This window comes from Pseudoflavonifractor phocaeensis (genome assembly GCF_016901955.1).
In the GTDB taxonomy this organism is placed as follows: Bacteria; Bacillota; Clostridia; order Oscillospirales; family Oscillospiraceae; genus Flavonifractor; species Flavonifractor phocaeensis_A.
The window spans coordinates 1-231 of the sequence record NZ_JACJLC010000267.1 but is presented as its reverse complement, the minus strand read 5'-3'; the positions used below and the strand labels follow the sequence as shown (position 1 = coordinate 231).

The following is a 231-nucleotide window of genomic DNA, read 5'->3' as shown; positions in this document are numbered from 1 at the left end:
TATGATCTGCCACCACTGCGGCCAGCGCTACATTGAGTTTTTCCCAAATGCCAAGCAGGAAAATCTGTTTATTGGGATGATCCATGCCTTTCAATACATGGGGATGCCTAAAGTTGTCCTGACTGACAATATGAAAAGCGTCGTGCTGCACCGGGATCTGGAGGGCCATCCGGTCTGGCAGAAGGACTACGAGGTCTTCATGAAAAACCTTGGTTTTGAGACAAAGCTCTG

1 pseudogene is annotated in these 231 nt (G+C 48.5%); it reads left to right on the top strand.

Annotation, left to right across the window (positions count from 1 at the left end):
- Positions 1–231: pseudogene (locus H6B51_RS17470) on the top strand (IS21 family transposase); the annotation flags it as partial.